Below are 6,506 nucleotides of genomic sequence, written 5' to 3'. Positions count from 1 at the left end.
CCGGGAGCGCCTGGCCGAATACCAGGCGGCCGGCGGCCTGACCCTGATCGAAGACGGCGCGCCCAGCCACTACGCCATTCCCGCCGAACTACCCCAGGCCGATGCGCCCATCCACCGCCTGCTGCTGGCCTGCAAGGCCTACGACGCGCAGGCCGCCGCAACGGAACTGGCGCCGCGCCTGGCCGAAGGCGCCGAGCTGCTGCTGTTGCAGAACGGCCTGGGCAGCCAGGATGGCGTCGCGCAGCGTCTGCCCGGGCAGCGCTGCCTGTTTCTCTCCAGTACCGAGGGCGCCTTTCGCCAGCCCGGCTTCGAGGTGGTGTTCGCCGGCCATGGTCACACCTGGCTGGGCGACCCGCTCGATCCGACGCCGCCGGCGTGGCTGGACGAGCTGCAGCGCGCCGGCATTCCCCATCAATGGACTCCGGACATCCTCGCGCGGCTGTGGCGCAAACTGGCGCTGAACTGTGCGATCAACCCGCTGACCGTGCTGCATGACTGCCGCAACGGCGGTCTGCGCGAGCATCCGGCCGAAGTCGCCACGCTGTGCGCCGAACTCGGCGAACTGTTGCAACGCTGCGGCCAGCCGGCAGCGGCCGATAACCTGCATGAAGAGGTGCAGCGGGTGATTGCAGCCACCGCCCTCAACTACTCCTCCATGCATCAGGATGTCGCCCAGGGGCGGCGCACCGAGATCGCCTACCTGCTCGGCTACGCCTGCGCCGCGGCGCAGCGTCACGACCTGCATCTGCCGCACCTGCAACACCTGCAGCAGCGCCTGCTCAGCCACCTCGCCGCGCGCGGTCTGCCGCTGGACTGACAACGCAGGCCGCCGGCATGGCCACATCCGCCGCACGCCTGGCGGCATGACAAGGGGCGACCGGCCGCGCTAACCTGCCGCCTTCATCCACCACAGCGATAACCCCATGAGACTGCGTCAGCGCCTCGACAACCTGCCGGTCGGCCGCAAACTGCTCGCCGCGCTGCTGGTGCTGCTCGCCGCGGTACTGCTGATCGCCAACCTGGCCTTTATCAGCGCGGCCTACTGGATCACCCAGGAGAGCATGGCGCCCCAGGCCCTGCACACCCTCGGCCGACTGATCGCCAGCCCCACCCTGAGCAAGGAGGCACTGCACTCGCCGGCCTCGGCCGAAGCCCTGCTCAAGCGCCTGGACGATTACGCGCCGCTGCGTGCCGCGGTGATCTACGACAGTAACGGCGTCAGCCTGGCGCAGTTGCAGCGCGGCGAGAAACTGCAGCTACCGCAACAGCTGAGCCAGCTGCAGCACTGGCGCGAAACCGCCTTTCGCACCAACCTGCTGGTGGAGCTGCCGCACCCCAGTGGCCGCCCCGGCGCCCTGCTGCTGGTGGCTTCCAGCGAGCTGCCTGGGGTGTTCTACACCGGCACGCTGAGCGCCAGCCTGGCGATTCTGGCCCTCAGCGTGCTGCTCTGGCTGCTGGTGGCCAGGCAGATCAAGCGCCTGGTGACCAAGCCGATCCGCCGCCTGGAGGAACTGTCGCGCCAGGTCACCCGCGAGGAGAACTATGCGCTGCGCGCCACCCGCGGCAACCAGGACGAGATCGGCAGCCTCGCCGATGCCTTCAACACCATGCTGATGCGCATCGAGGCGCGCGAACAGCAGCTCAAGCGCGCCCGCGACGACGCCCAGCAGGCCTTCGATCAGGCCCAGAGCCTGGCCGAGGAAACCCGCCATTCCAACCGCAAGCTGGAACTGGAAGTGCAAGTGCGCAGCAAGATCGAGAAGAAGCTCACCGGCTTTCAGAACTACCTCAACAGCATCATCGATTCGATGCCCTCGGCGCTGATCGCCCTCGACGAGCAGCTCTACGTCACCCAGTGGAATCAGGAGGCCAGCGCCCTGTCCGGTACCCGCCTGGACGAGGCGCTGAACCAACCGGTGTTTCTCGCCTTTCCGCCGCTCAAGCCCTTCCTGCCGCAGCTGCGGCGCACCGCCGAGCAGCATCGGGTGGAGAAGATCGAACGGGTTACCTGGCACAAGGACGAGGACCCGCGCCATTACGCCCTGACCTTCTACCCGCTGATGGGCGGCACCGGGCGTGGCGTGGTGATCCGCATCGACGACATCACCCAGCGCCTGGCCCTGGAAGAGATGATGGTGCAATCGGAAAAGATGCTTTCGGTCGGCGGGCTGGCTGCGGGCATGGCTCACGAGATCAACAACCCGCTGGGCGCCATCCTGCATAACGTGCAGAACATCCGCAGGCGCCTGTCGCCGGAACTGGAGAAGAACCGCGAGCAGGCCGAGCAGGCCGGCGTCAGCCTGGAGGCCATCGAGCAGTACATGCAGGCGCGCGAGGTGCCACGGCTACTAGACGGCATCCAGCAGGCCGGCCAGCGTGCCGCCAAGATCGTCAGCCACATGCTCAGTTTCAGTCGCCGCAGCGATCGTCAGCTGTCGCCCTGCGACCTGCCCGCCCTGATCGACCAGGCGCTGGAGATCGCCGGCAACGACTTCGATCTGACCGACAGCTTCGACTTCAAGGCCCTGCAGATCGTCCGCGACTTCGACCCGCAGCTGGGCCCGGTAGCCGCCACCGCCAACGAACTGGAACAGGTGCTGCTCAACCTGCTGAAGAACGCCGCCCAGGCCATCCACCAGCGCGACGACGACGAACCCGGCCGCATCACCCTGCGCACCCGTCAGGTCGGCGGCTGGGCCGAGGTGCAGGTGGAGGACAACGGCATCGGCATGAGCGAGGCCGTGCGCAAGCGCATCTTCGAGCCCTTCTTCACCACCAAGGAAGTCGGCCAGGGCACCGGCCTGGGCCTGGCGGTGTCCTATTTCATCGTCACCAACAACCACAAGGGGCAGATGGAGGTGCACTCCACCCCGGGCCAGGGCACCTGTTTCACCCTGCGCCTGCCACTGGCCTCCACTGCCGACAACACAGGACTCTGAGTCATGGGCATGCGCCTCTCCAAGATCTATACCCGCACCGGCGACAAGGGCGAAACCGGCCTGGCCGACGGTCGCCGGGTCGGCAAGGACCATCCGCGCATCGAAGCCATCGGCGAACTGGACACGCTCAACAGCCAGCTCGGTCTGCTGCTCGCAGACCTGGAAGAAGCCGCCGCCACCTGGCCAGGCCTCCAGGAGATCGGTGAAGTGCTGAGCCCCTGTCAGCATCGCCTGTTCGACTTGGGCGGTGAACTGGCGATGCCCGAGTACCAGGCTTTGCAGCAGGGTGAAATCGAACGCCTGGAGGCCGCCATCGACCGCTGGAACGAGGAGGTCGGGCCTCTGGAAAACTTCATCATGCCGGGCGGCTCGCGCCTGATCGCGCAGGCCCACGTCTGCCGCAGCTTCGCCCGCAGCGCCGAGCGCCGCTGCCAGCACCTCAATGCCGTCGAACCCTTGCGCGCCGAAGGGCTGGCCTACGTCAACCGCCTCTCCGACCTACTGTTCGTCGCCGCCCGCCTGATCGCCAGGCGCCAGGGCATTGCTGAAGTATTGTGGAAAGCCGCAGACAAGCCGTAGGGTGCGCCGCGCGCACCAGGAAATACCGCGATGGCTGCTAGCTGCGTACGGCGGCCCTACTGCGGCCAGAACGCGCGGATACCCGCCACGCCCTGAGCGCCGGTCTGCCAGGCGCGCTCGATATCGCCGGGACCAACGCCGCCCAGCAGATAGGCCGGCAGGTTGAAATGGGTCAGCATCTCGCTCGCGACCTCCCAGCCCAGCGGCGGCGTCTCGGGATGCGTCGCCGTCGCCTGCAGCGGCGACAGCGTGGCGAAATCCACGCCCATCTGCGAAGCCAGCGCCAGCTCCTCGGCGCTGTGGCAGGACGCCGCCAGCCAGCGGTCTTCAGGGAAGGGGCGGCCGCCAGCGGCATACCTGCGCAGCTGCTCGGCGGTCAGGTGCCAGCCGGCGGCAGGAAAATCGCCCAGCCACTCCAACGGTCCCTTGAGCATCAGTTGCGCCTTGCCGGCGCACAGCCCCTGCACGTCCACCGCCAGGTCGCGATACTGCGCATCGAACATGTTCGGTGCGCGCAGCTGGATCAGCCGCACGCCCTGCGCCAGGGCGCTGCGGATGCCGGCCAGCAGCTCGCTCGGCTCCAGGCCATCGGGGGTGATCAGGTAGCGCTCGGGCAGTCGCGCAGCGGCGACTATGGGCTTGTTGGCGGCGGGAAATTCATACTCCAGCAACTGCCGCTCACTGACCCAGGCCAGCGGCTGGCCTTCCGCGCCATGGGGCTCGCCACTGAAGGCCGACACTTCCCAGACGTCCAGCAGTACCTGTTTGTCCGGGTAGTCGTGGCGAATCTGGATCAGCGGGCGCGCCGCCTGCGGGCGAATGCCCAGTTCCTCTTCCAGCTCGCGATCGAGGGCGACGCGCACGGCCTCGCCCTCCTCCACCTTGCCGCCGGGAAACTCCCACAGACCGCCCTGGTGTTTGTCCTGAGGGCGCCTGGCAATCAGGATGCGTCCATCGACACCCCGAATCACCGCTGCTGCGACATGAACGCGCCTCACCCCTTTACCTCCTGCAATGCCGCCTGATACCAGCGTTGGAACGCCGGCCAGCGGTAGATGGTTTCGACATAGGCCGCTGCCGTTGTCGGCAGCACCACATGATAACTGCGCAGGCGCGCGGCCACCGGCGCGTAGAAAGCATCGGCGATGCTGGCCTGGCCGAACAGGTAGTTGCCCGAGCTGGCATAGCGCTCGCGGCACTCGGCCCAGATCGCGCAGATGCGATCGATATCGGCCTGCGCCGCATCCGGCAGCTCGGCCAGCGCCTGGTCCCGCGCCAAGTCCATGGGCAGATGGCTGCGCAGCGCCGTGAAGCCGCTGTGCATTTCCGCACAGACACTGCGCGCCAGCGCGCGAGCCTGGCGCTCCTGCGGCCACAACTGCGCCTCGGGATAACACTCGGCCAGGTACTCGGCAATCGCCAGGGAGTCCCACACCGCGCCCTGCTCGGTGAGCAGAACCGGCACCTTGCCGGTGGGCGAATGGCGCAGCAACTGCGCGCGGCTGTCCGGCTGATACAGGCGCACCAACACCTCTTCGCAGTCGGCGCCGGCCAGATCGACCACCAGCGCCGCGCGCAAAGACCAGGAGGAATAGTTCTTGTCGCCAATCACCAGTTGCAGTGCCATCTTGCGTGTCCTCGTCTAGGTTCCTGAAATGCCCAGAAGTCACTCGACGTTAAAAGTCCGCACCCCGAATAGCAAATTCCCGCGCGTCATGGGGGCATGAGGCGCGGGAATAGTGCAAAGCCCAAGTTGCTCAGGTGCGGTATTCGGCGTTGATCTTGACGTACTCGTGGGACAGGTCGGTGGTCCAAATGGTCTCGCTGCAGGTGCCACGGCCCAGCTCGATGCGGATGGTGATTTCCTCACGGGCCATCACCGCTGCACCCTGCTCTTCGGTGTAGGTGGCGGCACGGCAGCCCTTGCTGGCGATGCAGACCTCACCGAGGAACACGTCGATCTTGCTCACATCCAGCTGCGCTACGCCGGCATAGCCCACGGCAGCGAGGATGCGCCCCCAGTTGGGGTCGGAGGCGAACAGCGCGGTCTTGATCAGCGGCGAATGGGCCACGGCGTAGGCTACGTCCAGACATTCCTGGTGGGTGCCGCCGCCATTGACCTGGACGGTGACGAACTTGGTCGCACCTTCGCCGTCACGGACGATGGCCTGGGCCACTTCCATGAACACCTCGAACACCGCCTGCTTGAGCTTGGTGAACAGCTCGCCGGAGGCCTCGCTGATCTCGGGCAGTGCGGCCTGGCCGGTGGCGATCAGCATGCAGCAGTCGTTGGTGGAGGTGTCGCCGTCGATGGTGATGCGGTTGAACGACTTGTTCGCCGCGTCGCGCACCAGATCCTGCAGCACTCCCTGGGCGACCTTGGCGTCGGTGGCGATGTAGCCGAGCATGGTGGCCATGTTCGGGCGGATCATGCCGGCGCCCTTGGAGATGCCGGTGACGGTGATGGTCACGCCATCGTGCTGGAACTGACGGCTGGCACCCTTGGGCAGGGTGTCGGTGGTCATGATGCCGGTGGCGGCCGCTTCCCAGTTGTCGGTCTTGAGATCGTCCAGTGCGGCCTGCAGCGCGGACTCGATCTTCTCCACCGGCAGCGGCTCGCCGATCACTCCGGTGGAGAACGGCAGCACGGCGCTTTCGGTTACGCCGGTCAGCTCGGCCAGGCGGGCACAGGCGCGGCGCGCACGGGCCAGACCGTCGGCACCGGTGCCGGCGTTGGCATTGCCGGTATTGGTCAGCAGGTAGCGCACCTCGCCACCCAGGCGCTCGCGGGTGAGCAGTACAGGCGCGGCGCAGAAGGCGTTGGTGGTGGTCACCCCGGCGATACGCGAACCCTCGGCGCAGCGCATCACCACCACATCCTTGCGGCCCGGGCGCTTGATGCCGGCCGAGGCGATGCCCAGTTCGAAACCGGGTACCGGGTGCAGGGTAGACAGCGGACCAAGACCAACAGCCATAGAGAGCGCTCCT

At 67.1% G+C, this 6,506-nt stretch carries 6 protein-coding genes; 3 read left to right on the top strand and 3 right to left on the bottom strand.

Annotated features, from left to right (window positions below):
- The 3 genes from N7333_RS09530 to N7333_RS09520 form a co-directional block, all read left to right on the top strand.
- The coding region (locus N7333_RS09530) for a putative 2-dehydropantoate 2-reductase (protein ID WP_279858744.1) at nt 1-817 on the top strand (817 nt) is incomplete at its 5' end.
- 106 nt (nt 818-923) lie between these two features.
- Nucleotides 924-2,939, top strand: coding sequence for a HAMP domain-containing sensor histidine kinase (locus tag N7333_RS09525; RefSeq protein WP_003243009.1), 2,016 nt, complete (start codon nt 924-926; stop codon nt 2,937-2,939).
- 3 nt (nt 2,940-2,942) lie between these two features.
- A complete protein-coding gene (locus N7333_RS09520) occupies nt 2,943-3,518 on the top strand; it encodes a cob(I)yrinic acid a,c-diamide adenosyltransferase (RefSeq protein ID WP_096827309.1) in 576 nt (191 codons plus the stop codon).
- A gap of 56 nt (nt 3,519-3,574) precedes the next feature.
- Here N7333_RS09520 and N7333_RS09515 read toward each other — a convergent pair whose 3' ends face one another.
- The 3 genes from N7333_RS09515 to argJ all read right to left on the bottom strand — a co-directional run bounded on the left by N7333_RS09515 (nt 3,575) and on the right by argJ (nt 6,493).
- On the bottom strand, nt 3,575-4,516 hold the full coding sequence (locus N7333_RS09515) for a Nudix family hydrolase (RefSeq protein WP_279858742.1): 942 nt from the start codon (nt 4,514-4,516) through the stop codon (nt 3,575-3,577).
- On the bottom strand, nt 4,513-5,145 hold the full coding sequence (locus tag N7333_RS09510) for a glutathione S-transferase family protein (protein ID WP_279858740.1): 633 nt from the start codon (nt 5,143-5,145) through the stop codon (nt 4,513-4,515). Before N7333_RS09510 ends, N7333_RS09515 begins: the two co-directional genes overlap by 4 nt.
- A 130-nt stretch (nt 5,146-5,275) precedes the next feature.
- Nucleotides 5,276-6,493 (bottom strand): bifunctional glutamate N-acetyltransferase/amino-acid acetyltransferase ArgJ, encoded by a 1,218-nt coding sequence (gene argJ / locus N7333_RS09505; protein WP_011921033.1) that lies wholly within the window; start codon nt 6,491-6,493, stop codon nt 5,276-5,278.
- Between the last annotated feature and the right edge of the window lie 13 nt (nt 6,494-6,506).

The organism is Pseudomonas sp. GD04158 (assembly GCF_029834875.1).
GTDB classification, from domain to species: domain Bacteria; phylum Pseudomonadota; class Gammaproteobacteria; order Pseudomonadales; family Pseudomonadaceae; genus Aquipseudomonas; species Aquipseudomonas hydrolytica.
The sequence above is the reverse complement of the archived record's forward strand: the minus strand, read 5'-3'. Positions and strand labels throughout refer to the sequence as shown.

Excerpts from the sequence above, each read along its gene's own strand:
- argJ (WP_011921033.1), bottom strand. The coding sequence starts at position 6,493 with ATGGCTGTTGGTCTTGGTCCGCTGTCTACCCTGCACCCGGTACCCGGT.
- N7333_RS09510 (WP_279858740.1), bottom strand. The coding sequence starts at position 5,145 with ATGGCACTGCAACTGGTGATTGGCGACAAGAACTATTCCTCCTGGTCT.
- N7333_RS09520 (WP_096827309.1), top strand. The coding sequence starts at position 2,943 with ATGGGCATGCGCCTCTCCAAGATCTATACCCGCACCGGCGACAAGGGC.
- N7333_RS09525 (WP_003243009.1), top strand. The coding sequence starts at position 924 with ATGAGACTGCGTCAGCGCCTCGACAACCTGCCGGTCGGCCGCAAACTG.